Origin of the sequence: Pseudomonas sp. VI4.1 (assembly GCF_002029345.1) — a bacterium.
Lineage (GTDB): Bacteria > Pseudomonadota > Gammaproteobacteria > Pseudomonadales > Pseudomonadaceae > Aquipseudomonas.
In genome coordinates this window covers 1-26722 of sequence record NZ_MULM01000114.1, presented here as the reverse complement: position 1 = coordinate 26722, position 26722 = coordinate 1, and the positions used below count along the sequence as shown (strand labels likewise).

The 26722-nt window shown below is 61.1% G+C and carries 19 protein-coding genes and 4 pseudogenes; 10 read left to right on the top strand and 13 right to left on the bottom strand.

All coding sequences use genetic code 11. From position 1 onward, the window contains the following. A complete protein-coding gene (locus BZ163_RS06960; protein WP_128870323.1) occupies positions 1-1794 on the top strand; it encodes a SulP family inorganic anion transporter in 1794 nt (597 codons plus the stop codon). Between the two features lie 55 nt (positions 1795-1849). Here BZ163_RS06960 and BZ163_RS06955 read toward each other — a convergent pair whose 3' ends face one another. The 5 genes and pseudogenes from BZ163_RS06955 to arcD (BZ163_RS06935) all read right to left on the bottom strand — a co-directional run bounded on the left by BZ163_RS06955 (position 1850) and on the right by arcD (BZ163_RS06935) (position 7040). Next, the gene (locus BZ163_RS06955) at positions 1850-2212 is read right to left on the bottom strand and encodes a DUF5064 family protein (RefSeq protein ID WP_128870322.1); all 363 of its coding nucleotides are present in this window, start codon (positions 2210-2212) and stop codon (positions 1850-1852) included. Between the two features lie 12 nt (positions 2213-2224). Beyond that, on the bottom strand, positions 2225-3154 hold the full coding sequence (arcC, locus tag BZ163_RS06950) for a carbamate kinase (protein WP_128870321.1): 930 nt from the start codon (positions 3152-3154) through the stop codon (positions 2225-2227). A gap of 153 nt (positions 3155-3307) precedes the next feature. Beyond that, positions 3308-4318 (bottom strand): ornithine carbamoyltransferase, encoded by a 1011-nt coding sequence (locus tag BZ163_RS06945; protein WP_128870320.1) that lies wholly within the window; start codon positions 4316-4318, stop codon positions 3308-3310. Between the two features lie 12 nt (positions 4319-4330). Further along, positions 4331-5587: an arginine deiminase gene (gene arcA / locus BZ163_RS06940; RefSeq protein ID WP_128870319.1), complete on the bottom strand. Its 1257-nt coding sequence runs from the start codon at positions 5585-5587 to the stop codon at positions 4331-4333. A gap of 24 nt (positions 5588-5611) precedes the next feature. Continuing rightward, positions 5612-7040, bottom strand: a pseudogene (gene arcD, locus BZ163_RS06935) (arginine-ornithine antiporter). Between the two features lie 133 nt (positions 7041-7173). Between arcD (BZ163_RS06935) and BZ163_RS06930 the strand changes: the two are divergent. Together BZ163_RS06930 and arcD (BZ163_RS06925) are read left to right on the top strand one after the other, a co-directional pair. Next, entirely contained in the window at positions 7174-7425 is a 252-nt protein-coding gene (locus BZ163_RS06930; RefSeq protein WP_128870318.1) for a hypothetical protein, read from the top strand. Positions 7426-7450: 25 nt separating this feature from the next. Continuing rightward, positions 7451-8878 (top strand): arginine-ornithine antiporter, encoded by a 1428-nt coding sequence (gene arcD, locus BZ163_RS06925; RefSeq protein ID WP_128870317.1) that lies wholly within the window; start codon positions 7451-7453, stop codon positions 8876-8878. Here the strand turns inward: arcD (BZ163_RS06925) and BZ163_RS06920 are convergent. From BZ163_RS06920 to BZ163_RS06905, 4 genes are all read right to left on the bottom strand, one after another. Then, positions 8873-10168, bottom strand: a complete 1296-nt coding sequence (locus tag BZ163_RS06920; RefSeq protein WP_128870316.1) for a flavohemoglobin expression-modulating QEGLA motif protein — start codon at positions 10166-10168, stop codon at positions 8873-8875. The genes arcD (BZ163_RS06925) and BZ163_RS06920 overlap by 6 nt on opposite strands. Continuing rightward, on the bottom strand, positions 10165-10830 hold the full coding sequence (locus BZ163_RS06915) for an MliC family protein (protein WP_128870315.1): 666 nt from the start codon (positions 10828-10830) through the stop codon (positions 10165-10167). The genes BZ163_RS06920 and BZ163_RS06915 overlap by 4 nt, the downstream gene beginning before the upstream one ends. A 138-nt stretch (positions 10831-10968) precedes the next feature. Then, positions 10969-11595 carry a hypothetical protein gene (locus BZ163_RS06910; RefSeq protein ID WP_128870314.1) on the bottom strand — a complete coding sequence of 209 codons (627 nt, stop codon included), beginning with the start codon at positions 11593-11595 and terminating at the stop codon, positions 10969-10971. A 193-nt stretch (positions 11596-11788) separates the two neighbouring features. Next, on the bottom strand, positions 11789-12832 hold the full coding sequence (locus tag BZ163_RS06905; protein ID WP_128870313.1) for an AraC family transcriptional regulator: 1044 nt from the start codon (positions 12830-12832) through the stop codon (positions 11789-11791). A 122-nt stretch (positions 12833-12954) separates the two neighbouring features. On the opposite strand from BZ163_RS06905, the gene BZ163_RS06900 reads away from it, so the two are divergent. Further along, positions 12955-13356, top strand: a complete 402-nt coding sequence (locus BZ163_RS06900) for a carboxymuconolactone decarboxylase family protein (protein ID WP_064677732.1) — start codon at positions 12955-12957, stop codon at positions 13354-13356. A 61-nt stretch (positions 13357-13417) separates the two neighbouring features. Here BZ163_RS06900 and BZ163_RS06895 read toward each other — a convergent pair whose 3' ends face one another. From BZ163_RS06895 to BZ163_RS06875, 4 genes and pseudogenes are all read right to left on the bottom strand, one after another. Continuing rightward, positions 13418-14428, bottom strand: a complete 1011-nt coding sequence (locus tag BZ163_RS06895) for a YeiH family protein (RefSeq protein ID WP_128870312.1) — start codon at positions 14426-14428, stop codon at positions 13418-13420. A 426-nt stretch (positions 14429-14854) separates the two neighbouring features. Beyond that, positions 14855-16552 carry an AMP-binding protein gene (locus BZ163_RS06885; RefSeq protein ID WP_128870310.1) on the bottom strand — a complete coding sequence of 566 codons (1698 nt, stop codon included), beginning with the start codon at positions 16550-16552 and terminating at the stop codon, positions 14855-14857. Between the two features lie 2 nt (positions 16553-16554). After that, a complete protein-coding gene (locus tag BZ163_RS06880; RefSeq protein ID WP_256578959.1) occupies positions 16555-17871 on the bottom strand; it encodes an MFS transporter in 1317 nt (438 codons plus the stop codon). Positions 17872-17984: 113 nt separating this feature from the next. After that, positions 17985-19039 (bottom strand): annotated as a pseudogene (locus tag BZ163_RS06875) (3-keto-5-aminohexanoate cleavage protein). Positions 19040-19282: 243 nt separating this feature from the next. Here BZ163_RS06875 and BZ163_RS06870 point away from each other — a divergent pair. From BZ163_RS06870 to BZ163_RS06845, 6 genes and pseudogenes are all read left to right on the top strand, one after another. After that, complete coding sequence (locus BZ163_RS06870) at positions 19283-20335, top strand: AraC family transcriptional regulator (protein WP_128870309.1); 1053 nt, start codon at positions 19283-19285, stop codon at positions 20333-20335. Between the two features lie 50 nt (positions 20336-20385). Beyond that, positions 20386-21210 (top strand): SDR family NAD(P)-dependent oxidoreductase, encoded by an 825-nt coding sequence (locus BZ163_RS06865; RefSeq protein ID WP_128870308.1) that lies wholly within the window; start codon positions 20386-20388, stop codon positions 21208-21210. Between the two features lie 137 nt (positions 21211-21347). After that, positions 21348-23252, top strand: a complete 1905-nt coding sequence (locus BZ163_RS06860) for a DUF1302 domain-containing protein (protein WP_128870307.1) — start codon at positions 21348-21350, stop codon at positions 23250-23252. Between the two features lie 37 nt (positions 23253-23289). Further along, a pseudogene (locus BZ163_RS06855) lies at positions 23290-24647 on the top strand (DUF1329 domain-containing protein). A gap of 102 nt (positions 24648-24749) precedes the next feature. Further along, the gene (locus BZ163_RS06850; protein ID WP_128870306.1) at positions 24750-25826 is read left to right on the top strand and encodes a YCF48-related protein; all 1077 of its coding nucleotides are present in this window, start codon (positions 24750-24752) and stop codon (positions 25824-25826) included. A gap of 28 nt (positions 25827-25854) precedes the next feature. Continuing rightward, a pseudogene (locus tag BZ163_RS06845) lies at positions 25855-26722 on the top strand (RND family transporter); the annotation flags it as partial.

Here is a 26722-nt window from a genome sequence, read left to right as displayed (position 1 = left end):
ATGAGCCAATCGGATAGTTTGCCCCCCTTGCCGGAACCGGGGCGGATTGCGCGTCGCGAGTCGAGCGCAGATCAGGCCGGCTGGAGCCGCTGGCTGCCGGGACTGCAAACCCTGCGCGGATACAAGATGGCCTGGTTGCGGCACGACCTTGTGGCCGGACTGGTGCTGACCACCATGCTGGTGCCTGTCGGTATCGCCTATGCGGTGGCATCGGGCGTACCCGGCATCTACGGTCTCTACGCGACCATCATTCCGCTACTGGCTTATGCGCTGTTCGGGCCCAGCCGGATTCTGGTGCTGGGGCCGGACTCTTCGCTGGCGGCCGTGATCCTCGCCGTCGTCCTGCCACTGTCCGGCGGTGATCCGCAACGGGCCATTGCCCTGGCCGGCATGATGGCGATCGTGTCGGGGGCGGTGTGCATCCTGGCGGGCATCGCGCGCCTGGGTTTCGTCACCGAACTGCTATCCAAACCGATCCGCTACGGCTACATGAACGGTATCGCGCTGACGGTATTGATTAGTCAACTGCCCAAGTTTTTCGGTTTTTCGATCGAGTCCGACGGCCCGCTGAGAAACATCTGGGCGATCGCAACGGCGGTAATGGATGGCAAGACCAACTGGACCGCGTTCATGGTGGGCGCCGCCACCCTGTTAGTGATCCTGCTGCTCAAGGGGCACAAACGGATACCGGGCATTCTGATTGCCGTGGCAGGCGCGACTGTCGCCGTGGGTGTGCTGGATCTTGCAGCGCGGGGTGGGGTGAAGGTCCTGGGCTCGCTGCCCCAGGGGCTGCCAGCCTTCGCCATTCCCTGGATCACCACCGCCGATATCGTCCCCGTGCTGATCGGCGGTTGCGCCGTCGCCCTGGTGTCATTCGCCGACACCAGTGTGCTTTCGCGCGTCTACGCGGCGCGCACCCGTACCTACGTGGACCCGAACCAGGAGATGGTGGGACTGGGCGTCGCCAACCTGGCCGCCGGTTTGTTCCAGGGGTTTGCGATCAGCAGCAGTTCATCCCGCACCCCCGTGGCCGAGGCCGCAGGCGCGAGAACCCAGCTGACCGGTGTCGTCGGCGCGCTTGCCGTGGCCTTGCTGTTGGTGGTGGCGCCGGACCTGTTGCAGGATTTACCCAATAGCGCATTAGCTGCAGTGGTGATTGCCTCCGCCATCGGCCTGATCGAGGTGAGCGACCTGCGACGAATCTATCGCATCCAGCGCTGGGAGTTCTGGCTGTCGATCGTCTGTACCGTTGGCGTGGCCGTGTTCGGCGCGATTGAAGGCATCGGCCTGGCCATCGTCATCGCCGTCATCGAGTTTCTGTGGGATGGCTGGCGGCCTTATTCGGCGGTGCTGGGCAGCACCGATACCGTCAAGGGCTACCACGACATCAAGCGCTACCCCGAGGCGCGCCTCATACCCGGTCTGGTGCTGTTTCGTTGGGATGCACCCCTGTTCTTCGCCAATGCCGAGCTGTTCCATGACCGGGTTCTGGATGCCGTAGCGACGTCGCCCACGCCGGTGCGCTGGCTGGTCGTTGCGGCGGAACCGGTGACCAGCGTCGACGTGACCTCTGCGGACATGCTGGCGGAGCTGGACGAGACCTTGCACGGGGCGGGCATCAAGTTGTGCATCGCCGAGATGAAGGACCCGGTCAAGGACAAGCTCAAGCGATTCGGGCTGTTCGCGCGGCTGGGTGAGGCGGCGTTTTTTCCAACGATAGATGATGCAGTCGACAGCTATCTGGTGATTCATCCGCAGGATTCGCCAGCTTCACTGGACCGTCATCAGCGTTGAATCCCCGTGAAAGCGAGCCTGCTCCCGGAGGCTGCACTTTCACGGGAAAACGTGATTACTCCAGATGTTCGGGCTTCACCGGATCCCCCGATTTCATCTCCAGTTTCTCCCTCATGTCTTCAAATATCTTGTCGTAGAATTTGTGAGTTGAACCGATTTGGCTATGCACCTTGGGGATACCGTACTTCTCAAGAATTTTCGTGAAATTGCTGGCAAAGTTGTAGGCCTGATCCTTGGGCAGGAAGAACGTTTCGCTCATGTCCTTGCCCTGGATCGAACCATGCAACTTGAACTGCATGCCTTTGCCTTCCTTGGGATCCTGAAAGACTTCATAGTCGAAACACAGGTCGTAGCTGACGTCGTCCTTATTCAGCGCATGGCGCTCGATATGCAGATGTCCGGGTTCGAACGTTGCCATTGCCGTCTCTCCTCACAAATAAGTAATGCCGGCTTTCTCGGTGCTGATCCGGGTACCGGCCGTGCCTTGAACGATAGCCTCGATGTCCGAGAGTGAACCGATCACCGCGACTTTTCCAGTGTGGCGGGCGAATTCGCAGGCGGCCTGGACCTTAGGCCCCATGGACCCTGCCGCGAAGCCGAGTTTTTCCATTTCGTCGGGGTGGGCCTGGGCGATGGCTTTCTGGGTCGGTTTGCCGAAATCGATGTAGGCGGCATTGACGTCGGTGGCGATCACCAGCAGATCGCTGTCCAGTTGTTCGGCCAGCAGCGCCGAGCACAGGTCCTTGTCGATCACCGCTTCGACGCCCTGCAGTTTGCCGCTGGCGCCGTACATCGTGGGGATGCCGCCACCGCCGGCGCAAATCACGATGCTGCCTTTTTCCAGCAGCCACTTGATCGGACGGATTTCGAAGATGCGTTTGGGGCGGGGGCTGGCGACTACGCGGCGAAATTTGTCGCCATCCGGCGCAATTGCCCAGCCTTTCTCTGCGGCGAGTTTTTCCGCTTCGGCCTGGGTGTAGACCGGACCGATGGGCTTGGTCGGGTTCTGGAACGCCGGGTCATTGGCATCGACTTCGACCTGGGTGAGCAGGGTGGCGAAGGGCACTTCGAAGTCCAGCAGGTTGCCCAGTTCCTGTTCAATGATGTAGCCGATCATGCCTTCGGTTTCGGCACCGAGCACGTCCAGCGGATAAGGTGAAACCGAGGTGTAGGCGGCCGCTTGCAACGACAACAGGCCAACCTGGGGACCGTTGCCGTGGGCGATCACCAGTTGATTGCCCGCGTGGATCTTGGCGATCTGTTCCGTGGCGATCCGGATGTTGGCGCGCTGATTGTCCGAGGTCATGGGTTCACCCCGGCGGAGCAGGGCGTTACCGCCCAGAGCAACGACGATACGCATGATGCAGTCCTTCTAAACAGAGAGGTAGCGGATGTACCCTGTAGGAGCCGGCTTGCTGGCGAAGGCGATACGCCTCGGTGTATCTGACAGACCGAGGTGAGGCCATCGCCAGCAAGCCGGCTCCTACAGGGGGAGGACCGCAGGAACGAGTCTTCAGATATCCGCCAACGCCGCCACCAGGATCGCCTTGATCGTGTGCATGCGGTTCTCCGCTTGCTCGAAGGCAATGTTGGCCGGCGATTCGAAGACCTCTTCAGTCACTTCGACGCCATTGGCCAGGTGTGGATAACGGGCGGCGATGTCCTTGCCGACCTTGGTTTCGCTGTTGTGGAAGGCTGGCAGACAGTGCATGAATTTCACTCGCGGGTTGCCCGAGGCTTTCATCATCTGCGCGTTGACCTGGTACGGCAGCAGTTGCTCGATGCGCTCGTCCCATGCCTCCACGGGCTCGCCCATCGATACCCAGATGTCGGTATGAATGAAGTCGACGCCCTTGACCGCGGCTTTCGGATCTTCAGTGATGGTGATGCGCGCGCCGCTGTCTTCGGCAAACGCCTTGCACTGATCGATGAAATCCTGATGTGGCCACAGTGCCTTGGGCGCGGCGATGCGCACGTCCATGCCCAGTTTGGCGCCGATCATCAGCAGCGAGTTGCCCATGTTATAGCGGGCGTCGCCAAGGTAGGCGTAGCTGATCTCGTGCAACGGCTTGTCGCTATGTTCGCGCATGGTCAGGGTGTCGGCGATCATTTGCGTGGGGTGGAATTCGGCGGTCAGGCCGTTGAACACCGGTACGCCGGCGAACTCGGCCAGCTCTTCGACGATTTCCTGTTCGAAGCCGCGGTATTCGATGGCATCGAACATCCGCCCCAGCACGCGGGCGGTGTCTTTCATGCTTTCCTTGTGACCGATCTGCGACGACACCGGGTCGATGTAGGTGACGTGGGCGCCCTGGTCATGGGCCGCGACTTCGAACGCGCAACGGGTGCGGGTCGAGGTTTTTTCGAAAATCAACGCGATGTTCTTGCCTTGCAGGTGCGGACGCTCGGTGCCGGTGTACTTGGCGCGCTTGAGGTCGCGGGACAGGTCCAGCAGATAGTGCAGCTCGCGCGTGGTGTGATGCATCAGCGACAGCAGGCTGCGGTTGCGCATGTTGAAAGCCATGACGGGATCTCCTTAATAGTCGATAGGGTCGCGAATGATCGGGCAGGTCATGCAGTGGCCGCCGCCACGGCCGCGGCCGAGTTCGCCGGCGCTGATGGTGATGACTTCCACTCCGGCCTTGCGCAGCAGGGTGTTGGTGTAGGTGTTGCGGTCATAGCCGATCACCACGCCCGGCTCCACGGCCACCACGTTGTTGCCGTCGTCCCATTGCTCGCGTTCGGCGGCGAAGCTGTTGCCGCCCGTTTCCACCACGCGCAACGCCTTGAGGTTGAGGGCCTGGGCCACGGTGTCGAGGAAGCTGGTTTCTTCGCGGCGGATGTCGATGCCGCCCGGTTTGCTCTCGTCGGGGCGCAGGGTGAAGGCGACGATTTGCTTCACCACTTCCGGGAAGATGGTCACCACATCCCGGTCGCAGAAACTGAACACCGTGTCCAGGTGCATCGCCGCGCGGGATTTGGGCAGGCCGGCAACAATCACTTTGTCGACCGCCTTGTGCTTGAACAGACTGACCGCCAGTTGGCCGATGGCCTGGCGCGAAGAGCGTTCGCCCATGCCGATCAGGACCACACCGTTGCCGATCGGCATCACGTCACCGCCTTCCAGGGTGGCGCTGCCGTGTTCCTGGTCCGGATCGCCGTACCAGATCTGGAAGTCGGCGTTGGTGAATTGCGGGTGGAATTTGTAGATGGCGGTGGTCAGCAGCGTTTCCTGACGACGTGCCGGCCAGTACATGGGGTTGAGCGTCACGCCGCCGTAGATCCAGCAGGTGGTGTCGCGGGTGAACTGGGTGTTGGGCAGCGGTGGCAGGATAAAGCTGGAGTGACCGAGGAAATCGCGAAACATCTCGATGGTCTTGCCGCCGAAGCTGTCTGGCAGGTCGTCGGCGGACACCCCGCCGATCAGGAACTCGGCGATCTTGCGCGGCTCCAGGCTGCGCAGCCAGGAACCGGTTTCGTTAATCAGCCCCAATCCCACCGAGTTGGCGGTGATCTTGCGTTCCAGGATCCAGTCCAGTGCTTCGGGGATGGCGACGATGTCGGTCAGCAGGTTATGCATTTCCAGCACATCGACGTTGCGTTCGCGCATTTTGGTGACGAAGTCGAAATGGTCGCGCTTGGCCTGGGCCACCCACAGCACATCATCGAAAAGGAGTTCGTCACAGTTATTCGGGGTCAGCCGCTGGTGGGCCAGGCCTGGGGAACAAACCATGACTTTACGCAGTTTTCCGGCTTCGGAATGGACGCCGTACTTAACTTTTTCGGTGGTCATTACAGTAATCCTCCAGATGAGGTGCTACAGGGTCAGGAAGCCGTCATACAGCCCATAGGCCGCCACCATCGCGCCCACGACAACTGCGGCGAAAATCAGCTTCTCGACGTTGGTGAAAACCGGTTTGTCGATTTCAAGCTTGGCCTTGGCAAACAGAATCACCCCGGGGGCATAGAGCAGGGCGGAGAGCAGCAGGTATTTGACGCCGCCGGCGTAGATCAGCCAGATCGCGTAGATCACTGCCAGGCCACCGATGAACAGGTCTTTCCTGCGCTCGGCCAGGGCGTTCTCGTAGCTCTCGCCGCGTACCGCCAGCAGCAGGGCATAGGCCGCCGACCACAGGTAAGGCACCAGGATCATTGAGGTGGCGAGGTAGATCAGCGACAGGTAAGTACTGGCCGAAAACAAGGTGATGATCAGGAACAGTTGCACCATGGCATTGGTCAGCCACAGTGCATTGACCGGCACCTGGTTGGCGTTTTCCTTGCGCAGGAAGGCCGGCATGGTGTGATCCTTGGCGGCGGCGAACATGATGTCCGCACACAGCAGCACCCAGGACAGCAACGCACCCAGCAACGAGATGATCCAGGCCGACGCTGATCAGCACCGCGCCCCAGTCACCGACCACATGTTCCAGCACGGCGGCCATCGACGGGTTCTGCAGCTTGGCCAGTTCCGGCTGGGTCATGATCCCCAGCGACAGTACGTTCACCAGCACCAGAAACAGCAGCACGGTGATGAAACCGATCACCGTGGCTTTACCCACGTCGCTGCGTTTTTCCGCCCGGGCTGAAAAGATGCTCGCGCCTTCGATGCCGATGAACACCCAGACGGTGACCAGCATCATGTTGCGCACCTGGTTCATCACGCTGCCCAGGTCCGGGTTTTTCAGGCCCCAGATGTCGGCGGTGAAGATTTCCAGTTTGAAGGCGAAAATCGCGATCAACACAAACAGCAGTAACGGCACGACCTTGGCGACCGTGGTCACCAGGTTGATGAATGCCGCTTCCTTGATTCCCCGCAGCACCAGGAAGTGCACGCCCCACAGCAGCACCGATGCACCGATGATCGCCGCCACCGTGTTGCCTTCGCCGAAGATCGGAAAAAAGTAACCGAGGGTGCTGAACAGCAGCACGAAGTAGCCGACGTTGCCCAGCCAGGCGCTTATCCAGTAACCCCAGGCGGACGAGAACCCCATGTAGTCGCCGAACCCGGCCTTGGCGTAGGCGTAGACACCGCCATCCAGATCCGGCTTGCGGTTGGCCAGGGTCTGGAACACGAAGGCCAGGGTCAGCATGCCGACTGCAGTGATGGCCCAGCCGATCAATACGGCGCCGACATCGGCACTGGCGGCCATGTTTTGCGGCAAGGAAAAAATCCCGCCGCCAATCATTGAGCCGACGACCAAGGCAACCAGAGCGCCGAGCTTCAATTTTCCGGGGGATTCAGACATTGCACGACTCCATTGCAGGGAAAGAAACGACGTTTATTTTCGTTAGCTATGCAATATTTCCTTGAATCAATGCATGTACAGATTTCATTGCCGTTAAAACGCAGGGGCCCTTTTAGTTTTTATAGAAATGCTCGTGTTGTCGCGCAAGCACTCAAAAGTTACCGGATTGACATTAGTTGGTTTGCGTATTTTGGCAAATTTTGCCCATTTAATTGTTGATGTATATCAACAAGTCAACGTGTCAGTGCTCGGTGATCGATTGGCTATTTTCCGCAGTGTTTTCATTTCGGCAAGTTATAACAAAGTCTATGTTGGCGCTTATTGGCAACCGCTATTACCCTTTGTTCGTTGGTTAATTCCCCCTGAGATGCTCATTGTTTGTTAGTTCTCGCCCACCTGTGAGGCGCCAAATGTCACAACCGACGCAAAAGCTGCGCTTGAATGCGCTCATTGCCCTGGTAGTGGGGTCGATGATTGGCGGCGGGATTTTTTCCCTGCCTCAGAACATGGCGGCGAAAGCCGATGCCGGCGCCATATTGATCGGCTGGGGGATCACCGCCGTCGGCATGCTGACCCTGGCTTTCGTGTTCCAGACCCTGGCCAATCGCAAGCCCGAACTGGACTCGGGGGTGTACTCTTACGCCAAGGCCGGGTTCGGCGACTACATGGGGTTCTCGTCCGCCTGGGGATACTGGATCAGTGCCTGGCTGGGTAACGTCGGTTATTTCGTGCTGCTGTTCAGTACCCTCGGTTACTTCTTTCCGGTCTTTGGCCAGGGCAATACGCCCATCGCCATTGGTTGCGCTTCGGTGCTGTTATGGGCGGTGCACTTCCTGGTGATGCGTGGCATCAAGGAGGCGGCGTTCATCAATCAACTGACCACCGTGGCCAAGATCGTGCCGTTGATCATGTTTATTGTTATCGCTGCCGTGGCCTTCAAGGCGGATATCTTTACCCGGGACATCTGGGGTCGCAGCAACCCGAATTTTGGCGGAGTGATGGATCAGGTGCGCAACATGATGCTGGTGACGGTTTTCGTCTTCATCGGCATCGAAGGCGCCAGCGTCTATTCGGCCCGGGCGCAGAAACGTGCGGACGTGGGCCGCGCGACGGTCATCGGTTTTCTTGGGGTGCTGGCACTGCTGGTGTTGGTCAATGTGCTGTCGCTGGGCATCATGAGCCAGCCGGAACTGGCCAGGCTGCAGAACCCGTCACTGGCGACTGTCATGGAGCACATCGTCGGCCATTGGGGTGCGTTGCTGATCAGCGTCGGCCTGGCGATCTCGCTGTTGGGTGCATTGCTGTCGTGGGCGCTGCTTTGCGCGGAAATCCTGTTTGCCACGGCCAGGGACAAGACCATGCCGGCCTTCCTGAAAAAGGAAAATACCAACCACGTACCGGTCAATGCGTTGTGGTTGACCAACGGCATGATCCAGATTTTCCTGTTGATCACCTTGGTCTCCGCCGGCACTTACACCAGTCTTATTTACCTGGCGTCCTCGATGATTCTGGTGCCGTACTTGTGGTCGGCGGCCTATGCGGTGCTGTTGAGCGGGCGTGGCGAAACCTACGAACACGCATCGGCCGAGCGCACCAAGGACCTGATGATCGGCGGCGTTGCGCTGTGTTACGCGGTATGGCTGTTGTATGCCGGAGGGGTCAAGTATTTGCTGTTGTCTGCCTTATTATATGCGCCCGGGGTGATTTTGTTTGCCAAGGCCAAACATGAGCAGGGCGAACCCCTGTTCACGCCGATCGAGAAGGGCATTTTTACCTGCGTCGTGGCCGGAGCGGGGCTTGCGGCTTATGGCTTGTACCGTGGAATGCTGTCGTTATGACAACGCGCCAGGGCTGGAGGCGCTGGCGTCGGCTTCATGCTCGTCGGCAAACGCCATGAGCACGTCCAGATCGAGCACATCCAGCTTGATCCGGGTGATAAAGGCGGAGAACGCCAGGTTGGCGGCGAGCCGATTCAGATCCGCGGCCCAGTCCGGGACATGGACCGGCCCCTTGAGCCAGCCGGACTCGAAGAGCGGGGCCAGGCGCACGGTGTCGCCCAGGCTGAGGCGCCCGGCAAACAGATGACCCACCAGTTCCGGCCGGTTGTCGCGGATCGCAATGCGCAGCAGGGTATGCACGCCGAGCAAGCCGGTCAGGTAGGCGGCATCCTTGGTGAATGCCGAACCGCCGTGCAGGTCGGCGCCGCGGAAAACCCGTTGGGTCGAACGGAAGGATTCCTCCTGGGACTGACCGGCAGCGAGAAAACCTTCGAATACCTGGATGAAATCGGCACCCTCCAGTGCCTGCTGGACCGCGAGCACACGCAGGGCGAGGCGGCGCAGGCGGTTGATGTCCATGCTGGCGGTGAACAGCTCGGCCAGGGTGGCGATGCCTTCCTGGGTCTGCGTCGTGCGTGGCGCCCCCAACCCCAGGCTTTTCAGGTTGGGTTGCAGCGCGCCGTTTTGCGCCGTGGCAACATGCACAAAGGCCTCATGCTGCAATAGCTGCTGCTTGTCCAGTTCCGAGAACAGGGCGCCGGCACGCAGGCGGATACGGCTCGCCCCGGCGATGGCCTTGGCGGCCAGGGTCGGATCGAGCACGACCGTGATCCGGCCCGGGCCGAAGAATCGATCCAGTTCCGGCTGCATCCAGGCAGCGAACGCCTCGGCCGGGATGTCGGCCTGGATCGGTGCAATCCGCGCACCGCCCAGCAAGGCGTCGGTGGTACTGAGGAAGAACCGGGCCGCGTCCAGCATGCTCAGGTTCAGGCGTGAATAGTAGAAGTCCGGGCGCCGGTACAGCGCTGACGAATACTGGGTAAAAGCGGGTGTGCCAATGGCACCGAGCATGCGGCCGGCGGTGGCATAGCTGCTCGCCGTCATCGCAAGGTAAGCTCCGGCCGGATGCCCCTGGTCGCAGCGGTCGGTAAAGGCTTCCAGGGCCACGATCTCGGCGCTGTGGTCGCGCGGGCGGAGCTCGACCCTGGGCAGTTCCGCGCGCCCGGCGCGCCAGCGTTGCAGAAATGCTTCCTCGACCCCGTCCGGCCAGGCCAGGGCTTCCAGGACGCGGATCTTGCGGACCAGACCGGGCAGGGCGGCATCGAGTTCGGACAGGGGCGCGGTGCTCACGGGAGTTTTCCTGGTTCGGCCGAACAACTCATGTCCCCTGAGCCTGGCTTCTGGAACAGGACGACATCGCCGTCTTGCCAGAAGCTGTATTGCCCTTGGGAGTCCTTGCCAGTGTATCGGGATCCCGAATCACTCTGCACCTGGCTCAGGGTGACCGAGGCGTTCGCCCATTTCAGGTACACCACACCCGGCTGCGTGGTGAAGAAGGTGGCGGCAATCGGCGCGTTCAACCCTGGACAACGAAACGCCAGGGGGCCTTCGGTGAGTCTGTCCGGATCCCGGGTCCTGGCAATGGCCGAGCCTTGACGCAGCTGGTGCGCGCGCTCGGCATAACTGCGAATCGTGCACGCCTTGAGTTCTGGCCCGGACGCACATTGATTGCGGGTCTTGACCCAGAACTGCTGGTCGATCATGACGTTGTCCGGAGGCGGTACCGAGCGTTGATCCGTGAGGGCCAGCCGATACAGGCGCATCAGTTCGACATCCATCTGCGCCAACTGCGCATCGCGACAGATGAGTTTTTCGGCGGGCGCCCTGGCCTGGGCGCAGTCGAAGCTGGTCTTGAACATGGGCGAAGGGAGCGCAGCCTGTGCACGGCTGCTCGCCGCCGCGAACACGCCGGCAGCGAGCAGACAGCAGAAAATGGCCGTGACCGTTTTCATGTTGGCTTTACCCAGATCATGACGTGATGCCCGGATTGCCGTGGACCAATCGATCCCTCAGGTGTATGTGGCAGTGTAAGTCGAGTTTTTTATAAGTGCACTTTTTGTTGCTGCTGCATTTGCTGCAACTGCCGCTGGTTAGAATCGAGGCGGGCGAACCGAGCCGGCGCCACGAGGTTCCGAGTCACGCAGCATGGCCCGCGCCGGATCGGGTAAATCCGAGCTGGCGCTGGAATGGTTGGACGCCTCCAGCCTGGAAACCCTTTTGCTGACCTCGTTGATATCGACAGGGCTCAACGTGATATAGGCGCTGTTGACGCGGAAGGTTGCGGGTACGCCCTCCTTGTAAAACTCGAGGCGTTTCGCGCTGCCGACTGCGAACCATCCATCCGCGCGCAATGCCTTTTCCAGTGCCTCGCGTTCTTGCGGTTGAAATTCCATGCGAATGGATCGGTAAGTCAGTTTCTCCCGCGGGACCTGCGAGATATTGGGGCTGCCCATGGGGTCCGCCACGCTGGAAAAGTTATCTGTGACATCCAGTGTTATTTCGGCGCTACTGGCCGTTGCGCCAAACACTTCAATGGGCTTGTTGTGCGTGCACGACAGGTAGTTATAAAAATCCACGCACTCGGTGAACCCTTGGGCTTTACCCAGCGCCTGGGTACCTGGAACAGAGAGTCCGGCAACCTGGACGGTTGTCAGGCGTTCAGCAGAATGGGCAGTACCTGCCACGAGTAGAAGAAAGATCGCTCCCAGCTTGTTCATATCGAAGCTCCTACAGATCCATCGGGTTTGAAAGTAGTGTGGATCGCCTGTCGATCCCAAGTGCGCACTCGCGTTATCGGAACCGTGCTGGCATTTTGTGTACGAGGGGATGTTAGTCGTTAAAACAGCCTGCGTCGGTTGCGTTACACATTAGTTCAGAATCTCGTGCAGACAAGGCAGGCCCAGCCTGCAATTACGCGCTTGTTCTGAACAACTGTGCCGGCTGTTTGCTTGCGGCCAAGGGGGAGGACCGGGTTCTCCAGGACGATGGACTGCATTCGAACAGCCGGCTGAACCAGCGGGAGAAGGCACTCAGTTCGGAAAAGCCCAGCACGCCGGCAATCTCGCTCAAGGGATGATGGGGGTTGGCCAGGTAGCGCGTCGCCAGTTCCGTGCGTACCTGATCCAGCAGCGAAGAAAAGGTCTCGCCTTCGCGCGTCAATTGTCGATGCAGCGTGCGTCTGTCACGTCCCAGGTGGGCCGCCACCTGCTCCACCGAGCAGCGTCCGGTGGGCAACAGGGTCCAGATCATCTGGTGCACCTGTCCCAGCAGGGTTGCCCTGGAATCGTCACGAATACTGTTCAGGTACTGATTAACGTGGCGGGCCATTTCCGGATCCGCACTGGGCAGGGCCCTGTCGAGGTCGCTGCTGCGGCAGATGATGCCATCCATCAGGCAGTTGAATTGCAGCGAAGTCCCGAGCACACGATGGTGCCGGCTGTCGTCCCGTGGGGCGCAATGGCGGAAACAGACCACTGAAGGATGCCAGTGGTTGCCCAGCAAGGATTTGAGCAGTCGATAGGTAACCGCTACCGCCAACTCCACCGACTGGCGCACAGACAACTGGCAGACGGTGACCAGCTCCAGCCGCAGCACCACCACGCCGCCACTCTCCTCGATATCCAGGACCAGCCCCTGATTGTGCAGGTAGAGAAACTCCTTGAGCGCCACTAACGCTGCACGCAGGGTAGGTTCGCGCCATAACAAGGCCAGGGGGCCGAGATTGGAGGCATTGCGACTCTCTGCCAGGCGCAAGCCGAAATCTTCCACGCCGGCCGCACGCGCCGAACTGTCCAGTAACCGTGCCGCTGCTTCAACGGGAATCTTCAGGTCCGGCTGGAGCAAGCAACGTGGATCAAGACCGACAAGGCGCAATTGCTGCAAGGGGTCTACGTTCAACGAGCGGGCAATTTCCGCGTAGTGGGTGAGGCTGGCACTGCGGACCAGGCCTTTCATCAAGTCTTTACTCCTGCGTTGCACGTGTCCCGAGATGTCATGCCGCTGCCCCCTGCAGTCAATACAGATGGCATCGGCACGCTTAGAGTTGAAAGCAACCACTCACCCCCGAGGAACTGCTGATGAATGAAGACCAGACCCAAGCTGACACCCCCACCTGTGATGCCATGCGTGAAGCGGGCAGCTGGAATACCGCGTGGGACTCGCTGGCCGAACTGGATGCCGAGTGGACGGAGAAGTTTCTCGGCATGGCCACCCACCCGATACGCAAGGGGATTCTTGACCCCAAGACCTTTGAACTGATCGCCATCGCCGTCGATGCCTCCTGCACGCATCTGTACGCCCCCGGTGTGCGTCGCCACATCCGCAAGGCACTGGAAATTGGCGTCAGCGTCGAGGAAATACTGGCGGTGCTGCAGTTGACTTCGATTCTGGGCATCCACAGCATGGCGCTGGGCGCCCCGATACTCATCGAAGAAGCGCAGAAGCTGGCCAGCGACGGTCCGGTACAAGGCACTTATTGAATTCATCACGTCACTCTTCATTTGGTTGCGGAGGCCATACCGGCCTTCGCAGATCTGCGCTCTAGAATCCCCAATGCAGCAACAGCAGCACCAGGCCAACGAGAAACACGGTTTCGCCCACCATCAACAGGATGGGCTTGATGCCGATCGTGGCGAGCTCCTTGAGCCGGGTCTTCATACCCAGGGCACTGATGGAGATCACCAGGCACCAGCGCGACAACTCGTTGACGAAGCCTTGCACCGCCGGCGCTATCCAGCCGGTGCTGTTGATACAGGCCAGGACCAGGAAGCCGACGGCGAACATCGGTAGAAGTGGCGGGCGCTTGCCGGCCGGGTCCGCACCCTGCATGCGCGTGATCAGCGTGGCGCAGAGGATGACGGGCAGGAGCATCGCCACCCGCATCAGCTTGACCACGGTGGCGGTATCGCCGGTTTCGGTGGACATGCTGTAGCCGGCGCCGACCACCTGGGCGACGTCGTGGATGGTCGCGCCGAGGAACACCCCGGCCTCCTGCGGTGACAAGGCAAACCAGTTCGCGATCATCGGGTAGAGGATCATCGCCACGGTGGACAGTGCCGACACGCCGATCACGGTGAACAGGGTCGCGCGTTCCTTTTGCGGATGGTTGGGCAAGGCGGCAGCCAGGGCCAGTGCCGCCGAGGCGCCGCAGATAGCCGTGGCCCCCCCGGTGAGCATGCCGAAGATGCGTTTGAAGCCCAGGACCTTGGCCGCTACCACCGACACGGCAATGGTCAACACTACGACGATCACCACCAGGGCCACCGGCTTCCAGCCCAGCGTGGCGATCTGCTCCAGGGTGATCCGCATCCCCAGCAGGGCTATGCCAAGGCGCAAAACAGCGCGCGCGATGAACTCGATACCGGCCTTGCACTTGCCATCGGCGGCTAGAAAATTCATGGCAATACCGAGCAGCAAGGCGAACAGCATCACCGGTGCACCGTAGTGCTCGGAGAGGAAGGTCGCCGCGATGGCAACGATCACGCTGACGAAAAAACCCGGCGCCAGTTCGAGCGCGCGAGTGTGAATGTTGACGAGAGCGATCGAGCTCATGGAGTGAAGTCCTCGCAGGCGATGCCATCAGGAAGTAGGAACGGGCAGATGCCAGTGCGGCAGTTGATTCACTCTAGTGTGATGGACGGTCCAGAACTTCTCATTTGGTGCCTGGCACCTTTCAATTGATGCCAAACAGCGTCCGTGCCATCAGCCTGCGCGGCGGTCGCCGTGCACGCGTGATGCTGTTGGCGGCCCAAGGCTGCACAGGTATAGAGATTGCTCGACTGACCGTGCGGTCCACTGCTGTAGGAGCTGGCTTGCCAGCGAAGACGGTGTGTCCGTCGATAGGTGTATTGGCTGATACACCGCCTTCGCTGGCAAGCCAGCTCCTACAGCGCCGCGTTTAACCAGTAAACACGCGTTATCGTTAACGACCATCGTCGGAACGCCGCCCGGAGCAGGCGCGCTCCTACGTAGCGCCGTTCAAACCGCCACTGTCGTTTCAGTCGGACTGCCCAAGGTCGCCAGTGCGCGCAAATCCCGGCGCAAGATCTTGCCCACCGTGGATTTGGGCAACGCCTCCAGGAACCGCACCTGGCGGGGCACTTTGTAGGCCACCAGATGCGCGCGGCAGTACTCGATCAAACCGGCTTCGTCGAGCGTGGCATTGGCGGCCTTGACCACGTACAGGCATACGGATTCACCACTGCGTTCATCCGGCATGCCGATCACGGCGCATTCGCTGACACCTGAGCAACTGGCGACAACCACTTCCACCTCGTTGGGATAGACGTTGAAGCCCGAGACAATGATCATGTCCTTCTTGCGATCGACGATCTTGAGCAAGCCGTCGGCGGCAAAGATGCCGATGTCGCCGGTGCGAAAGTAACCATCGGCGGTAAACGCGTTGGCGTTGGCCGTGGGCTTGTGCCAGTAGCCGGACATGACCTGCGGCCCCTTGGCGCAAATTTCTCCGGCCTCGCCGAGTGCGGCCGGTTGATCATCGTCCTTGAGCAGCACGATGTCGGTCGAAGGCAATGGCAAACCCACGGCGGCAGAGAAATTGCTGCGGCCCATGACGTTCAGGCACAGGATGGCCGAGGTCTCGGAGAGGCCGTAGCCTTCGAGGATTTCCTGGCCGGTGATGGTCTTCCACTGCATCGAGGTAGCCGGCAGCACTGCGGCGCCACCGCCAATGGCCAGGCGCAGGCGCGAGAAATCCACCTCGCCGATGCGCGGATGACGCACCAGCGCGCCGTACAGGGTATTGACCCCCGTCAGCAGCGTCGGCCGGGCCTTGATCAGCGTGTCGAGCAGATCATCACTGTTGCGCGCATCGGGGATCAGCCAATTCTCGGCCCCGGCGGAAAAGCAGATCAGCAGATTGATCGTCAGCGCGAACACGTGGAACAGCGGGAGCGCCGTGACCACGACGTTGTCACCGATCGTGTCGAACATGTCAGGGAGAAACGCGCGCGCCTGCAGGATGTTGGCGATCAGGTTGCGGTGCGACAGGGCGGCACCTTTTGAAGGGCCAGTGGTGCCGCCGGTGTATTGCAGGAAAAGCAAGTCATCGCCCGTCAGCTCGACGGGTGTAAACGCCAGTGTTTCGCCCTCGCGCAAGGCAACGACGAAGGGAGTCAACGGCAGGTCAAGCGCTGCCTGTATGTCAATTTCGTGCACGGCCGCAGGCGTACCCAGTGTGTCGCCGGGCTGTACCGTGATGACTTTTTTGATCAAGGTGCGGTCCAGTATCGTTGCCAGTGTCGGCAGGGCACTGGCGACGATGACGATGGTCTCGACCCCGGCGTCGTTGAGCTGGTGTTCGAGTTCCTGCGCGGTGTACGTCGGGTTGACATTGACCTGAGCGGCGCCGGCTCGGAGGATGCCAAACATCGCCACGGGAAATGCCGCAATATTGGGCAGCATGACCGCGATGCGATCGCCACGAATCACGCCCTGATGCTGCAACCAGGCAGCGAAGGCGCAGGACTGCATGTCGACATCGGCATAACTGAGTGAGCGCCCGAAGCTGCGAAAGGCTGTGCGGCTGGCATGACGCTGCATGGCTTCTTGCGCCATCGCTACCACCGAGGGCCAGGCATCGGGGTTGATGTCAGTCGGTACGCGGGCATCGTAACGCTGTTGCCAATGACGGCTGTGGTTGAATGCTGTGGTCATGATCAACCTGCTTTCGAAGTTATTGTTGATGGGTGGGTACATGGCTGAAGGCTTACGCGCGCAAGATCATTGCGATAATTGCGAACCCCCACCAGCAGCGCCAGGGCGGCTGCAATGCCTGCCAATGGCAGCAGTTGCAGGGCCGAGGCCAGGCCAATGCGATCGGCGAGCAAGCCGGTGACAAAGGGGCCCGGCGCCATGCCCAGCAGATTGTTGGCAATGGCCAGGGTGGCCATTGCGGTGCTGTGCAGAGCGGGCGGCGTGAGGTCGGCGACCATGGTGCCGGAGGGGCCGACAATGCCACCGCCAACGAACATGGCCAGGCCGATCATGACCAGTTGCGCCATGCCCACCGGGAGCTGAAAAGCCACGGTCAACAGCACGCTGCAGAGTAGGCAGTAGCCCATGGTCAACCTGATTTTGCGGGTTGGCGAACCTTGGCACAGGCGGTCGGCGATGGCGCCGCACAGTGGCATGCCGACCGCGGTGCAGAGCATGAAGATGGCGGTGATCGCACCGGCCTGGGTCAGCGGCATGTCGTAGAAGCGATTCAGATAGCTGGGCAGCCAGGTCAGCAGGGCGCCGATGGCGAACAACTGCAAGCCACTGCCGATATAGATGCTTAGTACCGAAGACGTCGAGAACAGACTACGCAGTGGCGGATGAGCCTTGTTCTTGCTCGAACCCGCGTTCCGCACAGGCGATTCGATGCGGCCAGGCCTGACCACCAGCGCGTAGACCACGGTCAGTGCCATGCCATAGACCGCCATGCCCACGAAGGAGGCGCGCCAGCCGAAATGCGTGGCGAGGACTCCGCCCAGGCTGATGCCGAGCACGGAACCCACCATGCTCCCGGCCAGAAAGGCGCCGGTGACAGTGGACCGCTGGTGCGGCGGGAAGATGCTCAGCACCACGGCAAGCCCGACACTGCCGTAGGCCGCCTCGCCAACGCCGATGAAGAACCGCGCCACGAACATCTCTTGATAGTTGGCGGCGAATCCACAGATCAGCGTGGCCACGCTCCAGATAGCGGCCATGAGCACCAGGCTGCGGATGCGTCCCAAGCGATCGGCGACCACCGACAGCGGAAACGCCAGCACGCCGACGGCGATGGCGACAACGCTGGACAGCGCGCCCAGCTCGGAATCGGAGAGGCCCCATTCAGCCTTGAGTTGCGGGAAAACGACCGTCAGCACCTGCCGCGACATGAAGTCTGACAGCAGCAGGCCGAAGGTCAGGGCAAAGACCACCCAGGCGTAGGGTCGGGCGATACGTCGCCAGGTGTCACCGGGTACATCTATCGGGGCGTGCAAAGTCACGGAGACTCTCCTCTCGTCACGGCCGCGTTTAGTGCGCAGCTCTTGCAAATGGGGGGCAGCGCTACGGGCGGAACGCGCGCATGGACAGGGGGGGCGCGCCCCGCAAGTCTGACTCAGCCGAATTGCGTAAAGCCTTTCTGGCCGGGCTTGCGGTTCGGCGCAAAACCGTTTTCAGCCAGGGTCTCATCGGCGTCCTTGTAGAACGTGCCGATCTTGTAGATCTCGCGGGCTTCTTTGCCGTTGGCCACTTCGCGCCCCATTTCCCGGGAAATGCGCACCAGTTGCTCGATCTGCTCGACATTGCTCATCTTGCGGTCGCGGCCCTGGGTCCAGAGGTTGTCCTCGGTACCGCAACGCACATGCATGCCCATGGCAATCGCCATCACGTTCAGCGGCAAGACATTGAGCATGGCGGTTTCCAGGGTCAGCACGGCGCCGTCCGGGCAGGCCCGCACGAAGTTCGCCAGGTTGTAGAGGTTGGGCGCGTCGGAGCCGCCACCAATCGCCACCCAGGTCAGGATCAACGGCACATTGCACACGCCGCGGCGCATCATCCGCTCGACCGTTTCGAAGGAGGGGATGTTGCCCAGCTGGAATTGAGTCTGGATGCCACTGGCCGAGAGACGCTTGATGTGTTCCTCGACCCACTCGGGGCCGGCCGGAATGGTCATCTCGCGGTAGGCGCGATAGATCTCCGGGGTGGCAATGCTGGTGCCGGCCAGGTCCGCTTCGCACATCTGCTCGACGATGTTCATCTGGTTGCTGTTGATGGCAATCGTCACCTGGTCCGCGCCGGCGAAAGCTGGGCGAGCATGTGGCGCGTGTCATCGGAGAGCCATTTGGCGACGTCGCTGTCACCCTCCGGGGCGAAGGAAATCGAGCCGCCGACCTGGATGATCATGTCCGGTACCGCTTCGCGGACGCCGGCGATCAGCTCGTTGAACTTGGACAGTCGCTTGGAGCCCTTGCCGTCCAGTTCGCGGACATGCAGGTGCAGCACCGTGGCGCCGGCGTTGTAGCAGTCGACTGCCATCTGCACCTGCTCGGCCATGGTCACCGGAATGTCTTCCGGGAAGTCCGAAGGCATCCACTCGGGAGCGTAGGGTGCAACGGTGATGACCAGCTTCTGTTGATTTTCGGGGTGCAGCGATCCGTCAAGGAAGTTCATGCATCTCTCCAGTCTGTTGTAGTTTTTGTGCTTTGAGGGCGTGGTTGTCGTGGTGCATGGCGAGTACTTTGCGGCAGTCCATAGCGGGAAACTTCTCATCTCGTGCCAGAAACCTTTCAGTACGTGCCAATACTCGCGAGCCGTCGGTGCAGGTTTGCGCGTTGCGCAAGTGCTCGATCGGTGCCATATAGTCGATTGCAGGCTTTTCCGAAGCCGGCAGTCGACATCACGGGAGCAGGGACGATGGACGCGTTTGTACGGGCTGCAACCCTCAAGAACTACACAGAGGTTGCCCAGAGCCTGGGTCTGAATCCGGGCGAGATGCTGCGTGGCGTCGGCCTGACGCCGATCATGCTGAACGACCCGGAATGCATGCTGCCGCTGGAAGCGGCGCTCAAGCTGCTGGAGTGCTCCGCGGCGCGCTCATCCTGCCCGACCTTTGGCCTGCGCATGGCGGAGGCCCGACGACTGTCGGATCTGGGCGCCATCAGCTTGCTGTTCAGTCATCAGCGCACACTGCGCGACATGCTGCTGACCAGCATCGAGTACCGGCACCTGCTTAACCGGACGCTGGCCATGAACCTGGAAACCGTGGGCAACACGGTGCTGATCCGCGATGAAATCATGGCCGAGGCGGGCGTACCCAAGCGTCAAGCCGCTGAACTGGCCATCGGCATCCTGCACCGCACCTGCAAATCGCTCATGGGCAGTCACTGGCATCCGCGCAGCATTCATTTCAGCCATGAAGCACCGGCAAGCCTGGAGGACCACGCGCGATTCTTTCGTTGCCGGGTGGTGTTCGACGCCGAATTCGATGGCATTGTCTGTAATGCGGCGGATATCGATCAACCCAATCCGCAAGCCGACCCGGCGATGGCCGTCTACGCTCGCCAGTTCATGGACTCGATGGCGGGCGCCAGCGAACCCTCGGTGATTTTCGATGTGCGCAAGGCCATCTATTTGTTGCTGCCGGTGGGGCGCGCCACCGTCCACCAGGTCGCCTATGCCCAAGGCGTCAGTGTGCGAACCCTGCAACGGGAACTCGATGAGGTCGGCCTGACCTTTTCCGAACTGCTGAACGCTGTACGTCGCGAACTGGCGTTGAATTACATGGAAAACAAAAACTATTCCCTGCAGCGTGTGGGCATGATGATCGGTTATGCGGTTGCGACTTCGTTTACTCGCTGGTTTTACACTGAGTTCGGTTGTTCGCCTCGGGCATGGCGAAACCGCAGCAAACAGGTAGGCAGTGATTCGTTCGCCTCGCCGGTGGATGTCCCGCCAAGTCAAGGCTGATGCATAAATCCGGGCAACACTGCGTCCTCCTCTAAGACGGAGTGTTCCCCATGAAAATGAATGGTCGAGTGGCCTTGATTACCGGTGGCGCAGGCGGGTTGGGGCAAGCCATTGCCCTGCGCATGGCCAGCGAAGGCGCCTGCGTGGTCATCTGCGATATCAACGATGCGGCGCTTGAAACCACGCGCAGCTTGATCGAGGCGCGCGGCGCGCAGTGCCTGGCGCTGCGTTGCGATGTCTCGTCGAGTGCTGAAGTGAACGCTATGTTCGAGCAGATCGACACGCGTTTCGGCACGCTGCACATCCTGGTCAACAATGCCGCCCTGGTGCCGGATAAACCCCATGATGACGAGCGACGCAAGCGTCATTACGCGCTGGTGACCCAGCCGCTGCCCCGTCAGTCGCTGGAGATCACCCGCAACATGGACGATGGGGAATGGAAACGCTTCTGGGCAGTGAACGTCGACGGCGTCTTCTATTGCACCCGCGCCGCCTTGCAGCGCATGGAGCCACAGGGCTACGGCAAGATCATCAACATCGCCAGCATTGCCGGTATTTCCGCGATGGGTGCCCATAGCCCGCACTACTCCGCGGCCAAGGGCGCAGTGATTGCCTTCACCCGATCGGTGGCCTACGAGGTGGCGGGCGCCAACGTCCAGGTCAATGCCATCTGTCCCGGTGGCGTACAGACCCCGGCCTTCGAGCACTACCTCGCGCAGCAATCGCCCGAGCAACTGAGCGTATTCCAACAGGTCATGCCGCTGGGGCGTCTGGGCAAGGGCGAGGAATACGCGGCGCTGGTATCCCATCTGGCCTCTGACGAGTGCTACCTGGTCGGCTCGATCATCAACGCCGGTGGTGGCACCTACATCTGAGGTAGTTCGGGACGCCGGTTGGCCGGCCGGTCTGTCGGACGTCCCGAAATGTCAAACCAGTGACCCGCAAAGTCAATCCGGATTGCAGCGCTGATCTTAGAGTGAGTTCAACAAAAACAATTAAGGTGTATCACTCGATGAAGAGTCGCAATCTCCTGCCTGTGCGGCGCCAGTTGCTTGCCACGGCTATCCTGGTCACGAGCCTGCCGGCCGCCCACGCTTTCGAGTTGGACACTGGCAGCGAAGACTGGTCCGTGCGTTTCGACAACACCGTCAAGTACAACTATGGCGTGCGTACCGAGAGTGCCGACCAGCGCCTGCTGGGCACGCCCAACAGTAACGACGGTGATTACAACTTCCGCAAGGCCGGCACCAACATCACCAACCGTGTCGACCTGTTGTCCGAGCTGGATGTGGTCTATCAAAGCAAGATGGGCTTTCGTGTCAGCACCGCGAGCTGGTACGACAAGGCTTATGAAAATACCGGCTCGAACGCCAACCCGTTCGTCAACGGCAACGATGATTATTCATCGATTGCCGGGTTTGGCGGGCGTCCGGCAGCCCCCGCCATTTTCGGCAGCCCGCACCTGAGCAATTATGCCCAGCGTTACTACAACGGCCCGTCCGGTGAAGTCCTTGATGCTTTCGTGTTCTACAACACCCAGATTGGCGACGAGTCCCTGCTGGGTATCAAGGCCGGTCAGCACAATGTGTTCTGGGGCGAAACGGTACTCAATCCGGTGCACTCGCTGAGCTACGGCCAGGCGTCCCTCGATCTGGCCAAGGCGGCAGCATCGCCCGGTACCGAAGCCAAGGAACTGTTCGTGCCGCGCAACCAGCTTTCAACCACCTTCACCCTTACCCCCGAACTGACCTTCGGCGCCCAGTATTTCCTGGATTGGGAAGGCGCTCGATTGCCTGAGGCCGGTACCTTCTACAGCGGTTCCGATGTGGTGGGCTTCGGCGCGCAGTCGTTTCTGCTGGGGCATACGGGTGGCGCGGGACTGGCGGGGCCGAATGGCACGTTGACGACCGTTCGCCGCGGCCATGACTTCACCCCGGACAATCGGGGTGACTGGGGCCTGATGGTCAAATGGTCGCCCGAGTGGCTGGACGGCACATTGAGCGCCTACTACCGCAAGACCTCGGACATTTTGCCGCAAGCCGTCCTGGACACGCGAGGCCTGAGCAGCGTTGGCGGAGTAAACGGTTTACGCAACTCGATCGGCACCGCCACCTATGAATTCGCCTATGGCGATGACATCGACATCTACGGCCTGAGTCTGTCCAAGGAAGTGGGCGGTGTCAGCATCGGCAGCGATCTGAACATTCGCCACAACATGCCGCTGGCGAGCATTCCGGCGATCATCAGTGCCTCAGGTCCCGGCGGGTTGCAGGCCGGTCTTGGCTTGCTCCCTGCACGCAGCCCGGGTACTGGGGTGATCACCGACGTGCCACGCGACGGCGACAGCCTGGCCGCCACCGGCGACACGCTGCACTGGACCATCAACGGCCTGGTCTCCATCGCCGACACGCCACTGTTCGATTCGGCCAGCCTGTTGGGCGAGTTGTACTACAGCAACCTGTTGAGCCTCGATAGCAAAAACCAGGCGCTCTACAAGGGCGAAGACACCTACCGCGGCATCGACAAGCCGACCCGGGACAACTGGGGCATCGCCGTCAACTTCACGCCGACCTGGTACCAGGTGTTTCCCGGCGTGGACCTGAGCGCACCGATGTCGGTCAACGTCGGCATCGACGGCGTTTCGCCGGTGGTCGCAGGCGGGGCGGAAGATGCCGGCAACTACGCCGTAGGGATCAGCGCTGCCATCTACAACCAGTATTACGTCGACCTCAAATACGTCGACGCCTTCGGCAAAGCCAGCAAGTGTGACGACGGCGCAACCGACGGCTCAACGCCCAACGCCCTGGATGGCACCCAGCGTTACACCTGCTACGGGGGCGGTTATGCATCCGCTTCCGGCGCCGGCGCCACCGAGGATCGGGGCGCCCTGTACCTGACCCTGAAAACCACCTTCTGATCCACCCATTGCCAAGCGCATGCCGGAGAACAATAAGATGAAATTCGCCTATACCCTGATGGCCGCCTCCATGGCCCTGGCCCTCGCCGCGCCGACCCACGCAGCGGTCGACGCTGCCGAAGCCGCCAGATTGGGCAACCAGTTGACGCAGATCGGCGCCGAGAAAGCCGGTAATGCCGACGGTTCCATTCCCGCTTATCAGGGTGGCTTGACCACCCCGCCAGCCGGCTTCAAGGCGGGCGACAGAGCGCGCCCCGATCCGTTTGCGGCGGAAAAGCCGCTGCTGGTGATCGACGGCAAGAACGTCGATCAGTACAAGGGGCAACTGACCGCGGTGACCGCCGAGCTGGCCAAGCGTTATCCAAGCTTTCGCATCGAGGTCTATCCGACGCACCGTACGGCGGCGCTGCCCAAAGGCGTGCTGGACAATACGGTAAAAAATGCCACCGCGGCGCGCTCGACAGAAGGCGGCAATTCCATCGAAAATGCACTGCCAGGCATTCCATTCCCGATCCCGAAAACCGGCGCCGAGGCCATCTGGAACCACTTGCTGCGCTACCAGGGCGTCAACATCCAGAGCAAGTACGACAACTGGAACATCGACGCTGCCGGTGTCGCCAGCCTGGCCACGACAGGCAGCGCGCAGATCAACTATGCCGCCTATGACGACCTGTCCAAACCGCTCGCGGCCGCGGACACCTATTACCAGACCAAGCTGGTCTTCACCGGTCCCGCCCGTCGTGCCGGCGAGGCTGTCATGGTGCGCGATTCGGTCAATCCGCTGGAGCAACCGCGCCGTGCCTGGCAATACCTGCCAGGGCAGCGCCGGGTGAAGCTGGCGCCAACCTGGCCTACGACACGCCTAACCCGGGCGCTGCCGGCGCCTCTACCTGGGACGATTCTTTCGTCTTCAACGGTGCGCTGGACCGCTATGACTGGAAGCTGGTGGGCAAGCAGGAAATGATCGTTCCGTACAACACCTACCGTGTGACTTATCAGAACGATTTGAAGCCGATGATGACCCCGAACCATTTGGCACCGCAGTTCGTTCGCTGGGAGAAACACCGGGTCTGGGTGGTCGAGGCAACCCTCAAGCCGGGCGCACGGCACATTTACGCCAAGCGCCGTTTCTACCTGGATGAGGACAGCTGGGTCGCTCTGGCATCCGACCAATATGATGCGAACGGCCAACTGTACCGCGGCGTCTACACCTTCCTCAGCCAAAGCTATGACCAGCAGGTACCGGATGCCACGCCGTATCTGACCTACGACCTGATCGGCGGCACCTACAGCGCCGTCGGCTTCCCGGGCCCCTACGGCGGCATCAAGTACAGCGAGGGGCTGAGCAAGACCCAGTGGGCACCGGAATCGCTGGCGGGCGCCGGTATCCGTTGATGGCCTTATCGCTGCTCGCTACTGCCGATTCCTGATCGAACGGCTTTTGCGCCGGGTTGTACTCGCGTACACACCGGCGCCTTTTTGCCACGAGGCCGCACTATGGGCTCCTATAACAAGAAAATTGCGTTGCTGATGTTGGGTGTGCTGCTGACGTTGCTGCACCGCGGCGTGCAGGCAGCGACCTACGTCGATGTGCTGGATCTACCGGCCCGGCCCAGTGCCCTGGCCGCGCGCAGCCCCTTGCTGGACATTGCCCAGGCGGGACAACGCCTGGTCACGGTGGGTCAGCGCGGGCACATTCTTTATTCCGATGATGCCGGCCAGAATTGGCGGCAGGCCGACGTGCCGGTCAGCTCCGACCTGAACGCCGTGCATTTCCCGACCGCCGGGCAGGGTTGGGCAGTGGGCAACGATGGCGTGGTGTTGCACAGCAGTGATGCCGGCGCTACCTGGAGCAAGCAACTCGACGGCCGCCAGATCGGCGACTTGATGTTCAAGCATTACAGCGACCTGGCCAGTGCCGAGCCGGGCAACGAACAATGGGCCGGGCTGGCCGCCGAAGGCCAGCGGCTGATCGAGGAGGGCGCCGACAAGCCGTTTCTCGACGTCTGGTTCGCCAACGACCAGCTCGGTTATGTGGTCGGGATGTTCAACTTGATCCTGCGCACCGAGGACGGCGGCCAGAGCTGGACGCCATTCCAGGACCGCACCGACAACCCGCAGGGCTTTCACCTCAATGCCATCGCCTCCACCGGCGATGCGCTGTACATCGCCGGCGAGCAGGGTTTGTTGCTGAAATGGGATGGCGCGGGGCAGCGCTTCGCCGCCGTGCAGACACCGTATCAAGGCAGCTTTTCTGGTGTGGTCGGCAAGCCTGGCGAGGTCCTGGCCTACGGCTTGCGCGGGCATGTATGGCGCAGCACCGATGGCGGTGCCACCTGGCACCCGCTCGCTAGCGGTGTGCAGTCCAGTATTACCGCGGCCATTGTCGATGCCGACGGCCGTTTCCGGATGTTTACCCAGGCCGGGCACATGCTTGTGAGCGGCGCTGGCGACGCTGCGCTGCAGCGGCTGCCACAAGCGCAACAGTCACCGGTGGCCGGTGCCGCCCTGGCCGCCAACGGCGCACTATTGCTGGTCGGCAGTCGTGGTGTGCGTGCGCTGCCCGTCGAATAACGATAAGAATCAGAGCGAGTACCCAGACATGGGCAATTTGAAACAAGACACCATGCCGGTGATCCGCGAACTGCCGGACTTCGACCGGCACTCGGGCAATCGGCTGGAACGGCTGGTGTTCAACTATCGGCCGCTGTTCATGCTTTTCATGACCCTGGTGACCCTGGTGCTGGGTTACATGGCCGTGACCCGTCTGGAGCTGCGTCCCAGTTTCGAGAAAATGATTCCGCAGAGCCAGCCGTACATCCAGAACTACCTGGAAAACCGCCAGTCGCTGCGCGGCCTGGGCAATTCGGTGCGGGTGGTGGTGGAAAACACCGAGGGCGACATCTTCGATCCGCAGTACTTGCAGGTCCTCAAAACGGTCAACGATGAACTGTTCCTCACCCAGGGCGTCGATCGCGCCTGGATGAAGTCGCTGTGGAGTTCGGCCGTGCGCTGGACCGAAGTCACCGAGGAAGGTTTCCAGGGTGGCCCGGTGATGCCGGACAGTTATCAGGGCTCGCCCTCGGACATCGAACAGCTGCGGCAGAACATCAACCGGGCCGGTATCGTCGGCAGCCTGGTGGCCAGCGATTTCAAATCGAGCATGCTGATCGTGCCGCTGCTGGACAAAACCTCGGCCACCGGCCAGAGCCTCAACTACCACGAATTCTCCCGTCAGCTCGAAGAGCGTCTGCGCGACAAGATCGAGTTCGCCGGCGACAGCGCGGCTCGCAAGGCCGGGGAGGAGGGCAAGGGTCAGTACAAGGTCCGGGTGATCGGTTTTGCCAAGCTGATGGGCGACCTGATCGACGGGCTGATTCAGGTGATGATGTTCTTCGGCCTGGCCGTGGTCACCTCGCTGCTGATCATCTATTGCTACACCCGCTGTGTGCGCAGCACTTTGCTGGTGG